Genomic DNA, 13441 nt, shown 5'->3' on the forward strand with positions numbered 1-13441 from the left:
GGCTCGGCACGACGAGCGCGGTCTCGAATTCGTCCTCCGCCTTGGCACCCAAGGCGGAGCTGTGAGGTCGGGGGACAACCCTGGCCGCTCGGCATGCGTCCTTTCGCATGAGCGGGATGGCTTTCCCGACTGCCGCATACCAACGGGGACATGTGATGAGTGACAAGGCCCGCAGACTCTTCGACGCCCTTGACCTGGACGGCAATGGGCTGCTGACCCGTGAAGAGGTGATCGTTGCCCTGCGGAGGAGGGGACCGTCGCTGGCTGCCGCGGGCATCATCCCCTCCTGGGGAGTGCAGGACGCCGATGCTTCCTCCGCCCTGTTCGACGCCGCCGACCAGAACGGCGACGCGGCACTCACCTTCGAGGAGTTCACCGCAGTGGCGGATCGCCGGTTCGGTTGGAGCTGACCACCGGGAAGCCAGCCCGCCCGTACGCCGAACTGGTTGGCGGCCCGCTCAACGGCGGTCGTTGGTCTGCCAGGTCCGTTCCAGTTCACCCGGAGCAGGGCTGGAAAGGGGTGGAAAACCGAAAAACTGGGCATCTGCAGGTTCCGGTGCACCGGGTGTCCGAGCATGACGAGGTGCTGTGGTGGCACGGCCTTGCAGGGGTGGGGCCAGTTCACACCCCTGCCGGGCCGCGCGATGACGGCCAGGTTCCGCACCATGCGGGCCGGGCAGTACGTGAAAGGCACAGCGCATGGCAACGGGCACCGTGAAGTGGTTCAACTCGGAAAAGGGCTTCGGCTTCATCCAGCAGGACGACGGAGGCCCTGATGTCTTCGCCCACTACTCCCACATCAACGCCTCCGGCTTCCGCGAGCTCCAGGAAGGCCAGGCCGTCACCTTCGACATCACCCAGGGCCAGAAGGGCCCGCAGGCGGAGAACATCACCCCCGCCTGACCCCCGGAGATACGTGCTCGCCCCCACCCGACACGGGCGGGCACGGCGGGCCGTTGCCTGCCGGATCCGGGCCGGGCCCCGGCCGGTTCCGGATGGGCGTGGGTCCCCCGCACCAGGTGATCACCTGTGCCATGGATGCCGGTGTGCCGCAACAGGGCCCGCCGCACTGCTCCGCTGCCGGGGCCCACCACACACACCCCGGGGGCAGCAACTGTGCGCTACCGCCCCCGAAGGAAGCTTGCGGAGAGACGCGGTTTCGGGGCCGGGCGTGGTGATGCCCGCCCGTACCCGGGAAGACGGAAAGGCATGGAGCCGTCTGGGCCCGTGCTGCTGGAGATCACCCGCTCGACCTGCCCGTGCTGCCACGCCGACGATGACGGCATCAACGGCCGGTACGCCTGCGCCCTGTGCAACTGGGTCAACCACTGGCCGGAAGGCCACACCGGCGACCCCTCGTCCACACACCGCAATGCGCACTTGGATCATGCTGTGGGCGCGGTCCATCGCTAGAGTGCGAGGATGACGATCCGTCGCATCGTGCCCAACGTCGTCTCGCAGGACATCGAAGAGAGCCGAAGCTTCTACAGTGATTTTCTCGGCATGGACGTGCGCATGGACGAGCCCGGCTTCTTGATGTTGGCCTCGCCCGGTAACCCGACGGCGCAGATGACCGTGGTCTCAACTGTCGCAGACTCATGGGACCCGCAGACCGCCCGTTCGACACTGGCGGTCGAAGTCGCGGATGTTGACGCCGCGTACGCCGCAGCCGAGGGCCAGGGGTACCGGGTGGTCTATCCCTTGACCACGGAACCATGGGGAATCCGACGCTTCCTTGTTCAGGCACCCGACGGAAGTGTCATCAACGTCCACAGTCACGCCTGAGGTTCAAAGGTCGGGCAGGCCAGAGAAAGATGCCGGCGGTGTGGAGTCCGGCCAGGTAGACGGTGGCCGTCCGCACACAGCGCCCCGGGGGGGGCGAAGCCGACCACCTTCTGAAGGCCCTGGTCCGCGGCTCAGCGGCACTGTCCTGGGCGGCCTCCTGCTCGGCCGCACCCCCGACGCACGAGCGCACCCTGTGGCTTCCTGTCGCTGTTCGGCGCCGCCCTCGGAGTGAGATCAGATGACTTCGTAATGCCGGGCCCCCGGGGGGCTTGGCTGACTCCCCCGAGGCCCGTGATGATGCGAACGCTGCCACTGCGTGAGCTCAACTTGCCTGATGTGCGTAGAGATTGGCTACTGGTCTGGCCTGGTCCATCACCCTCATGACCCGCAGCATCCCGCAAAGGGCCGGCCGCGACTGGTCGAAGAGGACCTGCACCGGCACAGCCTCCGCCCTCCTCACCCCTGCACGGCTATCGCGCTGGGCTTCGCCCTCGCGCCGTGCAGAAGCCGGTTACCTGAGCAGGGGCGCGAGATAGCCGCCCTCGGTGTCGAGGAGGTCGGTGAGCAGGCGGCCCGGACGCCAGTCCTCCCGACGTTCCTCGGCCGAGTCGAGGGTGAGAAAGATGTCGAGGTCGCGGAGCTGGTCGAGAACCGCGGCGCCATGGATCAGCGCGCGACCGTGAACCGGATCCATGTGACGAGCGGCGATCTCCACAGCGGCGGCGCCTGCCTCCGAATCGACGTGGTGGCCTTCCTCGGATACGCGGGCTTCGCATACCAGCCGGCACAGGTCGATCTCGATGGGACCGAGCACGGCGAACTCGAAGTCCAGCAGGGCGACGACCTCACCGTCCCACAGGGCGTTCATCAGGGCGAGGTCGCCGTGGTTGACGGTCTGCTCGACCACCGGTGCAGCCCGGAAGTAGTCCCCGAGGACTTTGTGGAGCCGCGACTGCTGGTCGCTGGAGAGTCCCAGTGCGGCTTCGGCGCGTCTGGCCGCCGCCGTGGCATCGCCGAACGTCGCCGGTACAAATCCCCCGTGCGATGCGACATGCGTCCTGAGAGACGGGCTCGCGTCGTGCACGATCAGGCTTCGAGCCCACAGCTGACGGATCGCCTGTCGTTGCTCCGCAGGTGTCAGCGTCGGCCACGCCTCGTGCAGGTTCTGGGCGCGGACCTCCGCGGTCACGATCCATCCGTGGCCCTCAGCAGTGCCCTCTCCGAGGATCTCCGGGTGCCCGACCTCTCGTGGCAGAGCCCGCACGAGCGCGGCCTCGCGAGTCATGTCGACGGGCGTGTGCGCGATCCGCACGGCGATGCCGTCACCGACCCACGTCGCGTTCGAGTACCCGTTGGCGCGTCGCATCCGCGTGAGGTCGCCGCCGTAGTGGGCTGCCACCTGGGCGGCCAAGCCCCGGACGAGGTCTACGCGCAACGGGTCACGATGTTGGTCGAGCGGATGAACATCCGCACTGGGCTCTTGCATCATGCGAGCACTTTCCCACAGACGTGTAGAGGTGCTGATCCCGTAGAGAAGCGTCGCCCTGCCTGCACCCTCGTCGCCAATACCGCTCCGCTGGACCTGCGCAGCGCCTTGGTCACGGTGGACGGGGTCCGTGCGGAGTTCGGGATTCTCCCCGGCGGTCTTCCTCACGACCACCGCCCGCCCGGTTTCACGCTGTGGCCCGGCGCCCGGGAGGTGGTGGCCCCGATGGCACTGGGCGCACCGGTCGTCACCTTGTCGAACGTCACGTACGGGGATGAACGCGCGAGTGATGTCGCGGTCCTTCTCGCGCCGTACCTCCAGGCTCATTGCCCCTCGTGGCGCCCGGTGTGGAGGTTCCGGCCGGTCTCGGCGTGCAGGGCCGCGCGGGTCAGCGGGCCGTACACGCCGCTCCGCTCCGGAATGGCCCGGGATATCTGGAAGCGGCTCAAGGCCACTTCCACCGGGGCGGTGAACGTCCCGTCGGCCGGCCCCAGATACAGCTGAAGCTGCTGGAGACGGCGCTGAAGGTCTGCCACACCGGGCCCCGTGCTGCCGAGTTGGAGAGCGTCCGTGCGTGCGGGGCCGGCCGGGTGGGGACTGTGGGCCGGCGGCGCTGCGGGCTGCGATGCGGTGGGCTGCCGTACGGCGGGCTGCGGTGCGGTGGGTTGCCGTGCGGTGGGCTGGGCGGACGACTTCGTCGGTCGGGCGATGGCGGCCGCAGGCGGCCTGACCGGTGCGACGGACGCTGCGGGCGGTGAGGCGGCGGCCTGGGGAACGGCAGGCAGTTCGGTGTCCGGCGACGTGCTGGGCGGAGGGACGTCGGGCATCGCCAGGTTCCGCTCGCGGGGCGAGGTGTCCAGTACGGCGGTGAGGCCGGCCGACAGCCCGATCACTGCGGCGAGGGTGCCGGTGATCAGGAGCGGCATCGCCAAGCCGGTGCGCCGCTCACGCTCGTGCGCTCTCGCGGATCCGGTGCGCCGGGCCCTGCGCACGCGTACGCGCCGGGAAGTTTCTGCCGCAGGGCGTGCGTCCGCGGAGGGCGCTTCCGGCAGGGCGAGGGTGGCGTCGAACAGTTCGATGTCCTGTGGCCGGGCGCCCGCGGACCCGTTGCCGCGGTGACGGGCCACCTTGCCGAAGACGCGGTTGTCCTGCGCGGGGGTTCGCTCCGATGCAGGGGTGTCGGTGGTGACTGCTGCGGGCGGGGCAGTCAGGTCGGGCATGCAGATGCTCCAGGCATGGAGAAGTCGAGAGGGCCGTGACAGCCAGGTGAACGAGGGGGTGCTGAGGAGAATCTGCCCCAGCGGCGAAGTAGGCGTCAACTGCCAACAAAATTCGATAAAAACGGACACTCTAGACGTTGATTCCTCAACCATCCTGGGATTGTGGCGCAGCTCACACTTTGCCCCCGTCGGCAGTGCCACCTCATCAACTACCCAGGGACAGGCACAGATTGAGGCGAGCCGCCCGGTTCGGTGCACCACCACGGTTCCGTGGCGCGACGGTACTGCGCGACCAGAGAGGCCGAAGTCGGCTCACGGGCGCACACCGGCCGATCCGCCACCCAGGCGGCGCCCCTCGTCAGGCGCGGCCCGCCCCCGGGCGGTCGGACGACGCGCGTGGCCGGAAGTGGGCTCTGGTCAGCCGGGGGGCCAGGGCCGGGCGGTCGGCGATGAGGGCCTGGAGGATGTCCAGCAGGGCGGCCACACTGTCGACCGGGTTGCGGGACACGGCGGAGATGGCGGGGCGCGCGGCGCGGGCGTGCTCCGAGTCAGAGCCGGTGACGACCATCAGCTGCTCCGGTACACGGACGCCCCGAGCCGTCAGTCCCTGCTGAAGCCCCGCCGCATGGCGGCCCGTCAGGCATACGACGGCGTCCGGCAGTCCGTCCTCGGCGATGCGCCCGGCGAGCTTTGCCCCGCCGGCCACCCCCGCGCCCTCGGTGAGCCGGAACACCCGTGCGGCGCGCCCCCGCTCGGCGCACCAGCCCTGGTACGCACGCTCGTTGTCGCTGTTCCAGGCGTTGTTGTCGGTACCGCGTACCAGGGCCACGTCGCGAGCCCCGCCGCTCTCCAGGTGCGCGAGCACCAGCCGCATCGAGGCCGGGTCGTCCTCGCCCGCCCAGTGGGTGAAGTCCGGCCGGCCGGGTACGGCGCCGTATGTGACGTACGGGATGGAACGCTTCTCCAGCAGCGCGACGACCGGGTCGTCCAGGTGCGGGTTGGTGACGATGTAGCCGTCCATGGCGAAGGCCAGCGGGGGCACCGGGGTGCGGGTCAGATCGGGTACGAGGGTGAGGGTGAGCCCCCGGTTCAGCGCCTGGGAGACCGCCGTACCCACGAAGCGTTCGAAGACGTCCACGCCCGCCGGCGCGTAGTCGCCCAGCGCGTCGAGCGAGCGGAGCACCAGCCCCACCGCACCTATCGGGGACTGCCGCAGTCCCCGGGCGAAGGCGTCGGCCTCGTACCCCAACTCCTCGGCCACGACACGGATGTGCGCGCGGGTGGCGGCACTGAGGGTGCCCTTGCCGTTCAGCGTGTGGGACACGGCGGTGATGGACACCCCCGCCGCGCGGGCCACCTCCTTGATGGTGACGCCCTGCCTGCGTGCCATGCGTTTTCCCCTCCCGAGTTGTCAACGAAGCACTGCGGACAGGGGATTGTATAAAACGTTTTACCTCCCTAGCGTGATCCAACGTCGCGGCGGGCGTGACGGGCATCACTGCATGTGGCCGTCCGGCCGTCTCGTCCCCGCGTGCCTCAAAGGAGGCTGCCCGGCGCGGACCCGTCCGGTCCCGAGCCGCATCCGTGAGCCCTGCCCGTCAGCCGCGCCCGTGAGCCGTGCAGCGGCGAATCCGTGAGTCGTGAGTTGTGAATCCGTGAGTCGTGAAGGAGGCAACATGAATCGTGCCCTCGCGTCGCTGACGCCCCGTGTGATCACCAGTTTCGTGGGGACCTCGGTGGTCGCCTTCCTGGCGGCCAACCTGGTGCCCGTACTCATCGGCGGACTCGTCGCCGACCTGGGGATGAGCGTGACCGGCGCCGGTGCGGTGGCCACGGGCATGTCGCTGGGCACGGCGCTCGCCCTGTTCGCCGCGAACCGGTACGTGACCCGGGGCGACCGGCCGCGCATCGCGCGGTACGGCCTCGCGACGATGACAGCCGGATTCGGCATCGCGGCCCTGTTCCCACAACAGGCGGTGGTGGCGGGCGGCATCGTCGTGGGCGGAATGGGCTGCGGCATCGTGGTCGCGGCGGGCACCGCGGCGTCGGCTGCCACGGTGGACCCGGACCGGACGACGAGCACCGTGGTCGTCGTCAACCGGGTGATGGCGGCACTCTTGCTGGCCGTCGTACCCCTCCTCGGCGACGGACTGCGCACCGTTCTGCTGGTGCTGGCCGGGGCCGGAATCACCGGGTTCTGCTTCGCCGGGGCACTGCCCAACCTGCCGGCCCAACCGCCCACGGAGGACACGGAGGGCTCGGGGGAGCAAGCCGGGCTCGCCGGGAAGCCCCTGGTACCCGGCGGCGAGCGGTTCGGCACGCTCGCCATCGTGCTGGCCCTGGTCTTCGGGGCGTGGTCGCTGACCGAGGACATGGTCTACTCGATGGCCGGGAACATCGCGACCGGCCAGGTCGGGCTGACCGCCGACACCTCCTCGCAACTGCTCTCGCTGAAGATCGTGGGCGGACTCCTCGGGGCCCTGCTGGCGCCGGTGGCGCTCAAGCGGATCGGCCGGTCCTGGTCGATCCTCGTCATCCTGGCCGTCAGCACCGTCTGCAAGTTCCTCATCGCCACTGCGAGCGGCCCGGCCGTCTACGGCACAGCGCTCACCGTCTGGGGCGTCCTGTACGGGGCCATCCTGGCGCTCGTTTTCGGACTGGCGGCCAGGATGGCGCTGTCCGGGCGGGTCGGCCTGCTCGTGCAGAGCGTCTACATCATTGGCATCGCGTTCGCACCGGTGGTCGGCGGCGCACTGTTCAGCCGTGCGGCGCCCGTGGTGTTCGGGCTGACCGTCGCCGTGCCGAGCGTCGTGACCGGCGTGATCCTGCTGCTGGTCTCCCGCCGCAGCGGGGTGAGCGAACACGGCGGCGCGATCGATGAGGCGGGTGGGCGCGGTGAGGCCGGAGGCGTCGCTGAAGGCGCCCCCCGGAACGCGGAAGCCGACCCCGGCCCCACCCATGACACGAAGGCCGAAGCCAGGCCCGCCGCCGCCTCGGCCACTCCCGCCCCCGAACCCACTCGTACACCCGCCGCCCCCACCCCCGGCGTCCAGACCACTCCCCTGCCGAAGTGAAGGAAACACCCATGACCGCCCCCGAGACCACCCACGCCCCCGCACCCGCACCTGCCCCCGCGCACTCCATCGCCGACACCGTCTATCTCGCCGCCCACATCGAGACGTTCGACGAACAGCGCCCCACCGCGCGTGCCGTCGCCGTCCGGGGCGAGCGCATCCTCGCCGTCGGCGGGCCCGAGGTGCTCGACGCGCACCGCGGCCCCGCCACCGAGGTCGTCGACTTCGGAGCCGCGACCCTCCTGCCCGGTCTCACCGACGCGCACTCGCACCCCGTCGGCGGCGTCACCGGCCTGGCGCGCGGCGCGGACCTCACCGACCTCACCCTGCCCGCCGTGATCGAGGCGCTGCGGGCCACCGAACCCCTGGGCGAGCAGGGGTGGTTGCTCGGCTGGGGGCTCGACCCCAATGTTTTCGCCGACGGGCCGATGAACGGCCGCGTGTTCGCGGAAGCGCTGGAGGGCCGCCCCGTACACCTGCGGCTGCGCGACGCCCACTCGGCTGTGGCCAGTCCCGCGGCACTCGCACTCGCCGGGATAAGGGGCGGCGAGACCTTCGCCGACAGCTCCTCCGTCGAGCTCGGCCCGGACGGCACCCCCACCGGACTGCTGCTCGAAGCGGGCGCCATGGGCCTCATGGACCCGGTGCTGCCCCGGTTCACCTTCGAGGACGATGTCGAGGCTGTGCTCGACCGGCTGCGGCAGATGGCCGCCTGCGGTCTGACCGGCGCCCACGTCATGGACCTGGCGGACGGCACCCTGGAACTGCTCGAAGCAATCGAGGAGCGCACCGAACTCCCGCTCCGGCTGCGCCTCTCCCCGTGGTGCATGCCCGGGACCGGCGTGGCCGACTGGGACGCGCTGTGCTCACTGCAGGGGCGGCACGGACGGCGGTGGACCGTCGAGGGCGTCAAGTTCTTCGTGGACGGCACCATCGACAACGGTACGGCGTGGCTGGAACACCCCGACGTGTACGGCGAGAACCAGGAACCCGCCTGGCGCGACCCCGGGAGCTACGCACGCGCCCTCAGGTACTTCGTCCGGGCCGGCATCCCCACCGCCACGCACGCGATCGGCGACGCCGGAGTGGCACACGCCCTGGCCGCGATCGAAGGCGCCGGAGACGCCCGGCACCTGGTGCCGCACCGGATCGAGCACATCGAGACCGTGCCGGACGAACTGGTGGAGGAGTTCGTACGGCTGGGCGTCGTCGCCAGCATGCAACCGGTCCACGGCACCCACCACACCCGCGCCGACCGCACCGACAACTGGTCCGTACGGCTCGGCGAGGAGCGCGCCGCACGCGGCTGGCGCTGCCGGGACCTGCGCGACCGCGGGGTCACCCTCGCGCTCGGCTCCGACTGGCCGGTGACCCCCTCCGACCCGCGCGCGATGATGGCCGACGCCCAGCTGCGCCGTCCCGTGGAGAGGCCCGGGTGCGCCCCGGTCCAGCCGGAGCAGGCGCTGACGGCGCGGATGGCCCACGAGGGCTACACCACCCACGCCGCGGCCGCCGCCGGGCACGCGGGCCACGCAGGACGGGTCAAGGAGGGGCATCTCGCCGACCTGACCGTACTGGCCGCCAACCCGCTCACCCTCACCCCCGAGCAGCAGGCGGTCAACCCGGTGCTGGCCACCGTCGTACAGGGCCGGATCCAGCACGGCGCGTGATACCACGGCGCGCGGTCCCGGCGAGCCCGGCGGGGTCCGGGTCCGGTGGCGACTTGCCGGAGTGGCATGAACAGGTGCCCGCGGGTGAGGTCCCGTGTCGTCGCGGACGAGGAGCCGGCCAGCCCCGGCACACTCCCCCAGGCCTGCGTCGCCCTGCCCGCCGTCCCCCGCAGTGGACAGGGCACGACGGGTTGGTGTGACGGAAGGCCAGCACCCGATCCGCCTCCGCCACCGTATCGAAGGGGACCATTCCGGCCAGCGCCTGATGGCAGTAGAAGCCGGAGCCTTTCAGCGAAGGAGCGCACTCTCCTGGCAGTGCCTGGGCTCACGGTAATGGCCCTGCTATGGGTGCCCAGCCGCGCAGGCCGGAACTTCCGGTCGCCGTCAGGACGTCGCTGGCGCTCGGCCGCGCACCGCCGCGGGCCCGTGCGACGGCTGTCGCAAAGTGGGTACAACCGGCGGCTGCGGGGGGCAGGTGACCGGGTGGAGGCGGCCCTGCGCCGACTGGCGTCCTGGACCCCCGGCCAGCGCGGGCGTAGTCCGTCTGCGGGACGGCCCTGCGGGCCCTGGTGAAGGGGTGCAAGCGGCGTCGCCTACTGGCCTCCAGGGGGACGCTTGACGCTTGGAGCCGAACCGGGCGCAGGCGCAGGCTTCAGGCGTGGCCGGCGCCCCGGTCGGTGTCAGTCAGTAACGTCCAGTAACGTCAGAAGGCGTTCGACGTCGGTGGCGAAGTCCCGCAGGTGGGCCGCGGCGTTGGCCGGCCCGCGGGTGGGAGACGTCGTGGACGGCTTGCCGGCGGTCCCAACTGCGGTGGGTCATGACGTCCGAAGTGTGGCGATACGATCGGCTAGCGCCCGGTTCATCGCATCGAACTGCGGCAGTGTGTGGGAATGCAGGTAGTTCCGGAAGAACGGGACCAGCACGCCGCGGAAGCTTTCGGTCTGCGTCAGCCTGACCCGGTGCTCCCCCAGCGACTCCAGCAGGAACCGGTGTTCACCGTCGAAGATCCAGCCTGGACCGATCCGGCCGATCCAGCGCAGTTCTTTGCCGGTCTCAGCGGCCAGCACCGTGGGTGTGAAGGTGGTGTCTCCCGTCGCATCGCGCATCACCAGGTGCAAGGTGGCCCCCTTCTGGACGGTGCCGTCGGCGGAGACGATGAACGGGTTCCACTCGTCGTAGGCGGACAGGTCGGCGAGGGCCCGCCAGGCGTCCTCAGGGGTGGCGTCCAGCTCGATGGAGGAACTCAGGTTGTAGGAGCGGGCGTTCGTCCAGACCGTGTAGGCGGCCAGCAGGACAATGAGCGGCACGAGAATGGCGAGCAGACGGCGGCCCTTGCGCTTCCGGCGAGGCGAGACGGGCCTCTGTTGTGTTTCCGTGGATTCTGCCGTTTCCGGTAATGCGGTCATCAGCTCTCCCTGGGAGGAAGGACGCCGCGGAGGGCGCCGGTGACAAGGCGTTCGGCGTAACTGCGGTCGATCGGCTGACCGGTGACCAGGAGCCGGTAGTAGAGGGCCCCGGCGAGCTGGTCGAACAGCACACCGGGGTCGGTGTCGGAGCGGAGGGCGCCGCGCCGGCGGGCACGGTCGATCAGCTCCAGGACGAGCTCGTTGCGCCGGGCGAACAATGTCCGTACCAGTGCGCCCACGTCGGGATGGCGGGCGGCCGCGGCGACCAGTTCGGCAACCACGCCCGCCGAAGCGTCGTCCGCCTCGCCCTCTCGCCCGGCACGCCGCATGCGGTTGAGCCCCAGAGCGATCTGCTCCGCGTAGTCGATGAGATCCGCGTGAACGTCACCGGTGTCCGGGACGGTCACGTCGTCCTGCATGCGGGCTATCACTGCGACAACCAGATGGTCCTTGGTGGGCCAACGCCGGTACAGCGTCGTCTTGGCCACTTGGGCCTGCTCGGCGACCTTGTCCACGACGAAGCCGCCGTAGCCGTACGCCAACAGCTGCTCCAGTGCCGCCCGCAGGATCCGGTCGTCCGTCTCCGCGTCACGGGGCCTGCCCCGTTGCGCCATGCCCGCCCCCTCACTATTTCGATACGCCGGTTTCGTAAATGGACCATACGACCCCCTCGCCTTTTACGCAACGGTCGTAGCGGAATTCTGGTCCGGGATCAGCGAGCCGTCACGGATTTAGCACTGGTCGAACTGGTCGCACCCCCGGCGGCGGGGCGCTGCGGCCGCGCGCACCAGCCCGGTTGAAGCCGCCGCGCTCCCGCGCCAGCACTGGAGTCGATGTACGTGCCCCCTCAGCAACAAGGGCGATGTGGGCCCCATGCATCGCTGAATCGCGGCGGCCAGGGCGGGAGCGGGCACACCTAGGATCCTGACTGCGCGGTGGGCATGGTGGGGGTGGCGGGTGCCAGGGTGCGCAGGACATCGAACTCGTTGCCTTCGGGATCGGCCATGACCACCCAGCTGCGGGCGGGGCCCTGACCCACGTCGACCTTGGTGGCGCCGAGGCTGATCAGCCTGGCCGCCTCGGTGTGGGTGTCGGCGTCGATGGGACTCACGTCGAGGTGGAGCCGGTTCTTCAATGACTTTCCCTCGGGCACCTGAATGAACATGATCGTCGGCGGCATCTGGCCGGCCCGGATGGCCTCGGCGGTCGGTTCCCACGAGCCGATCTCGACCCTGCCTTCCCCGCGGTCGAGCACCGTGAAGTCCAGGACCGCACACCAGAAGGCCGCGAGGCGCTCGGGGTCGTGACAGTCGATGACCAATTCGGTGAATCTGCTCGTCATGGCTTCTCCAGAGCGGTGGTGGTGGAGGTGGGGACACTGAGAATGCCGTCGAACGCGTCGACGACCGGGGTGTGCTGGTAGATGCTCTGCATTCGGATGCGGTTGGGGCTGACGAGGCCTGTGGTCCGTGCCCGCCGGAGATCGGCGACTGCTATGGCGAGGCCGCTGTCGGCGTAGGCCGCTTCGATGCTGCCTGGCGTGGGCGGCTCCAGAGGGGTGTCGTGGACGGTGAAACCGAAGGGGGCCGCCTCGTCGCGGCGCATTTCGGCGGTGTGGCCGGTGACGCTGGTCAGGCCGAGGGCGAAGTACGTGTCACCGAGGGCGTGATGCAGGTACTGCCCCATGGGGAGCCCTGCGAGGTGGCCGTCGAAGACGACCGGCGACTTCTGGATGTGGGCGTTGTGCGCCATCAGTACGACGCGGGCCGCGGGATCGAGCCGGTCCAGGTGCCACAGAAGTGATTCGGCCATGAAGTGGTCGCGGGCGGAGGTGTCGGCGGTGAGACCGTTCCCGGCAAAGAGAGCGGCCATGGCGCGGAATGTGTGGTCGCCGTGGCGGGCGGCCTCCAGGCAGCGCAGCGCGGTGTCGTAGCTGTGCTCGTCTCCGCGGGAGAGGTACAGCGGTTTCAGGCAGCGGAATCGCAGGAGCAGTCGCGACAGAAGCGCGGTGAGCGCGTCCTGGTCGGCGCTGGGCAGCCGCGCCCATGCGGGTGCGGCCAGGGCTGCGGAGTCACCGGCGAAGGACGCGGCGATCGCGGTTGCGCTCCGGACCGCCGGCAGGGCTTCCGGGTCGATGTCGTGGAGGTAGTCGGCGACCGGGGCCAGGGCGGGGAGCAGCGACCCGCCGGCCGCGGGGATGTCGGTCCCCGCGAAACGGACCGGTTCGGTGGCCGTGCGGTTGTGCCGGCGCAGAAAGCGCAAGGGCTCCTGGATGCCGATGGGGACCGCGGTCGCCAGGAGTGCGGAGAGGTCGTCGTCCGCGCCTTCGCCATGGGCCCAGGCGTCGAGCCGGAGGGCTTCGCTGAAGCCGTATTCGAAGGCCAGGACGGTGAATCCGCAGCGCTCGACGAGGAAGCGCAGGATGCGCTGTCGCACCGCGGCGAATTCGGCGATGAAGTGGGAGTGTTCGCCGAGAGCGACCACCCGGGCGCCGTCGAGGATGCCGCGCAGCGGTTCCAGGTCTTCCAGGGGTGCTGCCGGGTCGAGATGGTCGAGGGACGCGGCGTGGCCGCGGAGCCAGTCGGCGAAGGGCGTCGGGTCGGTGGCGGGCATGGGGCAGCTCATTTCCGGGAGGTGGAGGCGCGCACGTGGGCGCGCCGGGATCACGTGTTCGGACGGGAGGGGGCCGCCTGCTGCAACTGGCGGACGCTGCCGGACATGAGGGTCCGTACGTGTGCGGTGAGGTGCTCGGCGGGCCAGTCCCACCAGGCCACCGCGAGCAGCCGGGCGATGTCCTTCT

The 13441-nt window shown here is 70.3% G+C and carries 13 protein-coding genes and 1 pseudogene; 6 read left to right on the forward strand and 8 right to left on the reverse strand.

Annotated elements, in window-relative coordinates; translation table 11 throughout:
* The first annotated feature begins 155 nt into the window (after window positions 1-155).
* From ACFYVL_RS42795 to ACFYVL_RS42810, 4 genes are all read left to right on the forward strand, one after another.
* Window positions 156-410 (forward strand): EF-hand domain-containing protein, encoded by a 255-nt coding sequence (locus ACFYVL_RS42795; protein WP_389255255.1) that lies wholly within the window; start codon window positions 156-158, stop codon window positions 408-410.
* Between the two features lie 289 nt (window positions 411-699).
* Complete coding sequence (locus ACFYVL_RS42800; protein ID WP_389255257.1) at window positions 700-903, forward strand: cold-shock protein; 204 nt, start codon at window positions 700-702, stop codon at window positions 901-903.
* 324 nt (window positions 904-1227) lie between these two features.
* A complete protein-coding gene (locus tag ACFYVL_RS42805; protein ID WP_389255259.1) occupies window positions 1228-1413 on the forward strand; it encodes a hypothetical protein in 186 nt (61 codons plus the stop codon).
* Between the two features lie 9 nt (window positions 1414-1422).
* Window positions 1423-1785 (forward strand): VOC family protein, encoded by a 363-nt coding sequence (locus ACFYVL_RS42810; protein ID WP_389255261.1) that lies wholly within the window; start codon window positions 1423-1425, stop codon window positions 1783-1785.
* A 511-nt stretch (window positions 1786-2296) separates the two neighbouring features.
* On the opposite strand, the gene ACFYVL_RS42815 is transcribed toward ACFYVL_RS42810, so the two are convergent.
* The 3 genes from ACFYVL_RS42815 to ACFYVL_RS42825 all read right to left on the reverse strand — a co-directional run bounded on the left by ACFYVL_RS42815 (window position 2297) and on the right by ACFYVL_RS42825 (window position 5881).
* Window positions 2297-3274 carry a phosphotransferase family protein gene (locus ACFYVL_RS42815; RefSeq protein WP_389255263.1) on the reverse strand — a complete coding sequence of 326 codons (978 nt, stop codon included), beginning with the start codon at window positions 3272-3274 and terminating at the stop codon, window positions 2297-2299.
* Between the two features lie 320 nt (window positions 3275-3594).
* Window positions 3595-4491 (reverse strand): peptidoglycan-binding protein, encoded by an 897-nt coding sequence (locus tag ACFYVL_RS42820; RefSeq protein WP_389255265.1) that lies wholly within the window; start codon window positions 4489-4491, stop codon window positions 3595-3597.
* Window positions 4492-4849: 358 nt separating this feature from the next.
* Window positions 4850-5881, reverse strand: coding sequence for a LacI family DNA-binding transcriptional regulator (locus tag ACFYVL_RS42825; RefSeq protein ID WP_389255267.1), 1032 nt, complete (start codon window positions 5879-5881; stop codon window positions 4850-4852).
* 286 nt (window positions 5882-6167) lie between these two features.
* Between ACFYVL_RS42825 and ACFYVL_RS42830 the strand changes: the two genes are divergently transcribed.
* Both ACFYVL_RS42830 and ACFYVL_RS42835 read left to right on the forward strand, forming a co-directional pair.
* Window positions 6168-7565 (forward strand): MFS transporter, encoded by a 1398-nt coding sequence (locus ACFYVL_RS42830; protein ID WP_389255269.1) that lies wholly within the window; start codon window positions 6168-6170, stop codon window positions 7563-7565.
* A gap of 11 nt (window positions 7566-7576) precedes the next feature.
* Window positions 7577-9235, forward strand: coding sequence for an amidohydrolase (locus tag ACFYVL_RS42835; protein WP_389255271.1), 1659 nt, complete (start codon window positions 7577-7579; stop codon window positions 9233-9235).
* An 815-nt stretch (window positions 9236-10050) separates the two neighbouring features.
* Here ACFYVL_RS42835 and ACFYVL_RS42840 read toward each other — a convergent pair.
* From ACFYVL_RS42840 to ACFYVL_RS42860, 5 genes and pseudogenes are all read right to left on the reverse strand, one after another.
* The gene (locus ACFYVL_RS42840) at window positions 10051-10641 is read right to left on the reverse strand and encodes an SRPBCC family protein (protein ID WP_389255273.1); all 591 of its coding nucleotides are present in this window, start codon (window positions 10639-10641) and stop codon (window positions 10051-10053) included.
* Window positions 10641-11255, reverse strand: coding sequence for a TetR/AcrR family transcriptional regulator (locus ACFYVL_RS42845; protein WP_389255275.1), 615 nt, complete (start codon window positions 11253-11255; stop codon window positions 10641-10643). The genes ACFYVL_RS42840 and ACFYVL_RS42845 overlap by 1 nt, the downstream gene beginning before the upstream one ends.
* 302 nt (window positions 11256-11557) lie before the next feature.
* Complete coding sequence (locus ACFYVL_RS42850; RefSeq protein ID WP_389255277.1) at window positions 11558-11983, reverse strand: VOC family protein; 426 nt, start codon at window positions 11981-11983, stop codon at window positions 11558-11560.
* Entirely contained in the window at window positions 11980-13254 is a 1275-nt protein-coding gene (locus ACFYVL_RS42855; RefSeq protein ID WP_389255279.1) for an erythromycin esterase family protein, read from the reverse strand. Before ACFYVL_RS42855 ends, ACFYVL_RS42850 begins: the two co-directional genes overlap by 4 nt.
* 50 nt (window positions 13255-13304) lie before the next feature.
* A pseudogene (locus ACFYVL_RS42860) lies at window positions 13305-13441 on the reverse strand (antibiotic acetyltransferase); the annotation flags it as partial.

It is taken from the genome of Streptomyces sp. NPDC004111 (assembly GCF_042874215.1).
Classification (GTDB): Bacteria; Actinomycetota; Actinomycetes; order Streptomycetales; family Streptomycetaceae; genus Streptomyces.

What these genes read in the sequence shown, in the direction of transcription:
- ACFYVL_RS42855 (WP_389255279.1), bottom strand. Translation starts at nt 13,254, where the DNA reads ATGCCCGCCACCGACCCGACGCCCTTCGCCGACTGGCTCCGCGGCCAC.
- ACFYVL_RS42820 (WP_389255265.1), bottom strand. Translation starts at nt 4,491, where the DNA reads ATGCCCGACCTGACTGCCCCGCCCGCAGCAGTCACCACCGACACCCCT.
- ACFYVL_RS42815 (WP_389255263.1), bottom strand. Translation starts at nt 3,274, where the DNA reads ATGATGCAAGAGCCCAGTGCGGATGTTCATCCGCTCGACCAACATCGT.
- ACFYVL_RS42845 (WP_389255275.1), bottom strand. Translation starts at nt 11,255, where the DNA reads ATGGCGCAACGGGGCAGGCCCCGTGACGCGGAGACGGACGACCGGATC.
- ACFYVL_RS42810 (WP_389255261.1), top strand. Translation starts at nt 1,423, where the DNA reads ATGACGATCCGTCGCATCGTGCCCAACGTCGTCTCGCAGGACATCGAA.
- ACFYVL_RS42800 (WP_389255257.1), top strand. Translation starts at nt 700, where the DNA reads ATGGCAACGGGCACCGTGAAGTGGTTCAACTCGGAAAAGGGCTTCGGC.
- ACFYVL_RS42850 (WP_389255277.1), bottom strand. Translation starts at nt 11,983, where the DNA reads ATGACGAGCAGATTCACCGAATTGGTCATCGACTGTCACGACCCCGAG.
- ACFYVL_RS42825 (WP_389255267.1), bottom strand. Translation starts at nt 5,881, where the DNA reads ATGGCACGCAGGCAGGGCGTCACCATCAAGGAGGTGGCCCGCGCGGCG.
- ACFYVL_RS42840 (WP_389255273.1), bottom strand. Translation starts at nt 10,641, where the DNA reads ATGACCGCATTACCGGAAACGGCAGAATCCACGGAAACACAACAGAGG.
- ACFYVL_RS42835 (WP_389255271.1), top strand. Translation starts at nt 7,577, where the DNA reads ATGACCGCCCCCGAGACCACCCACGCCCCCGCACCCGCACCTGCCCCC.
- ACFYVL_RS42795 (WP_389255255.1), top strand. Translation starts at nt 156, where the DNA reads ATGAGTGACAAGGCCCGCAGACTCTTCGACGCCCTTGACCTGGACGGC.
- ACFYVL_RS42830 (WP_389255269.1), top strand. Translation starts at nt 6,168, where the DNA reads ATGAATCGTGCCCTCGCGTCGCTGACGCCCCGTGTGATCACCAGTTTC.